A 2,582-nucleotide genomic window follows, 5' to 3' on the forward strand; every position below is an offset into this window, starting at 1 on the left:
GAATACTCGATTCGTCGATTTCCAGTTGGACGCCCGCACTCCCTGCAATCTCGTTGAGGGCACCGTGGACGCCGCACTCGGTGGCGTCGTGCATCGCGTGGACACCGTGTCCGCCCGCGGCCGAGACAGTCATGGCGTCGCGGACGGCGTCGGTTTCGTCGAGTCGTTCCTGTGCGATTTCGAGGGTGTCGGGGCCGAGTCCGTCGAAGCCGTCGGGAAAGAGCGTCGTCAAGAGACCAGTCGTCTCGACAGCGGGGCCTTTCGTCACGAGCACATCGTCGCCCGGGCGTGCGCCGTCCGGGCGAACAACGTCGTCGTGGTCGCCGACCGCGAGGGCGGTTGCGCCGCCGACCCACGGGTACGAACAGTCCGAATAGCGGGCGGTGTGACCGGTGACGATACTCACACCGAGGTCTTCGGCCTCGTCGTGCATCGCAGCCCAGAGTTCGGCAAACTCCGCGTCCGTCATCTCTGGCGGGAGCGTAAACGAGATGGCGAGATGTGACGGGTCGAGACCTGAAACGGCGATATCGGAGAGGACAATGTCGATAGCGAACCGGCCTGCTCGCTCGAATCCGAGTGCCGGGAGGACTGATACCGGGTCTGTCGCCAGTGCAACCGCTGTTCCGTCGATGTCGAGGAGGCCGAAGTCGACGCCGTGAGTCGGACCGAGCGCCACGTCGTCCCGGGTGGCACCGAGTCGCGGGTAGATGTACTCATCAAAGAAGTCACGGTCGACCTTTCCGAGGTCGGTCATATCCCGAAGTGAGGTGGCCGCGAGTAAGAACGTACCCATCCGCCGAGGGCGGGCAGGTCAGACGGGGCCAATGCAACGGAGGGACCACCAAGCGCCGGTGTAGTGACTCGGCGAGTGAAAGTGGGACGGTCCCCCGTCCCTGCTCATGAAGAAGACGCGGAGACGGTTCGAAGGAGTATGGAACGTCCCACCACCGGACTGCAACCGCGTCACTCCGATTTGAAGGCCGGACGTACAAGAACCTCGCTAAGTCCCCTCGATGGACCTATATAGTTGAATTTAGACACCGACAAATATTGCCGGATTCGGGGTGTCGACGTGTCACGAACGTTAGACCGGACGATGACTCGTCTCGTCGGGGGTGTTGTTCGGTGTCCGCCACGCATCGTCGACGTGCTCGATGATTGCGCGGGCGACGGCCACTGGCTCTTCGTGGTGTACCCAGTGTGTCGCTTCGTCGAACATCCGGAGATGGCCGTCAGAACAGAACGATAGGCTCTCTCTTGCCATCTTCGACCGGAGGAAGCGGTCACGGGACCCCCAGACGACAAGTGTCGGAACCTCGACCGTCTCGGTTCTCGGCTGTGGGCGCTCTCGAACGGCGGCCCGGTACCAGTTGACCATCGACTGATACGCTCCGGGAACGGACCACGCCGACCGGTAGTGCTCAAGCTCCGCCGTCGAGAATGTTCCTGGAAGCGCGGAGTCGGTCATCGTCCGCTCCAGGACGGCCCAGTCGCCGAGGGGTGCGATAAGTTCCGGAAGCTTCGGAACTTGGAAGAACAGCATGTACCAACTGCGGAGTTGCTGTGCCGGGTCGCGCTTGAGGTGCCGAGCAAAAACCGTCGGATGCGGGACGTTTATCGTCGTGAGTGACCGCACCCGGTCTGGATGGTGAAGCGAGGTCCACCACGCGACAGCGGCCCCCGAGTCGTGGCCGACGATGTGTGCTTTCTCACGGTCGAGTGCATCGAGCAGGCCGACGATATCACTGGCCAGTTCGTCGATACTGTACCACTCGATACCCTCGGGATGGTCGCTCAGGTTGTATCCACGCTGGTCCGGGACGACAACCCGGTAGCCCGCGTCTGTAAGCGGGCGAAGGTAGTCGGCCCAGGCGTACCAACACTCGGGGAACCCGTGAAGCAGGACGACTAACTCTCCGTCTTCCGGCCCTGCTTCGACGGCGTGGAGCGTCACATCACCCACGTCGATACGGCGACCAGTCGTCTCGACGAGCAACTGTACGTCATCGCACGCCAGCCCAGATTGATCCGACATACCCACCGCTACGCAGGCGAGAGACAAATGTACCCCGGCGAGCGGGCCAAGGCCTTAACATTCGCCGGATAAACGTGGCGTTCGTTTGGTTCGTCCGGAGGCGTCCGTCCCGTCCGTGTCAGATGGCGGTGACCCACGCGCGGTAGTCCTCTTCGCGGCTATAGACTGCCTGGAAGACGCGATCTGCGAATCCGGCGAGTCGATTCGCATCCGAACGCGCGGTGATTCGGACGTTTGTCCCCTCAGCCTCGTCTGGACTTTCGAGTTGGTCGATACGGAACTCGGGGAACTCCGAGAGCAGGTCCTTGAGGCGGTCGAGTTCCTCGTCGGTCACGTCCATATTGAACGTCCGTTCGGAGAACTGAATCCACGGCCCGGGACCCTCGCCGTCGAGGTCCGGGTTGCGTTCCGCCTCGATAGTGAGAAAGGCGCTCCCGCGGTTGCGGTGGGCCTCGACGGCGTCGGCGAAGAGTTTCCGGCGCTCACGGGATGTGTCGGCCTCGAATCGAGTCATGAACGTGGCTACACCCGCTCGGTACAAAAA

General features: G+C 62.5%; 3 protein-coding genes. All 3 read right to left on the bottom strand.

Annotated features, from left to right (window positions below):
• Positions 1 to 757: AIR synthase related protein (locus QT222_RS02635; protein ID WP_491476213.1), on the bottom strand; the 757-nt coding region annotated here is incomplete at its 3' end.
• Between the two features lie 330 nt (positions 758 to 1,087).
• Entirely contained in the window at positions 1,088 to 2,038 is a 951-nt protein-coding gene (locus QT222_RS02640) for an alpha/beta fold hydrolase (protein ID WP_491476214.1), read from the bottom strand.
• A gap of 118 nt (positions 2,039 to 2,156) precedes the next feature.
• Positions 2,157 to 2,552, bottom strand: a complete 396-nt coding sequence (locus QT222_RS02645) for a DUF7975 family protein (protein ID WP_004059966.1) — start codon at positions 2,550 to 2,552, stop codon at positions 2,157 to 2,159.
• Positions 2,553 to 2,582: the final 30 nt, after the last annotated feature.

This window comes from Haloferax sp. s1, from assembly GCF_058382125.1.

What these genes read in the sequence shown, in the direction of transcription:
- QT222_RS02640 (WP_491476214.1), bottom strand. Translation starts at nt 2,038, where the DNA reads ATGTCGGATCAATCTGGGCTGGCGTGCGATGACGTACAGTTGCTCGTC.
- QT222_RS02645 (WP_004059966.1), bottom strand. Translation starts at nt 2,552, where the DNA reads ATGACTCGATTCGAGGCCGACACATCCCGTGAGCGCCGGAAACTCTTC.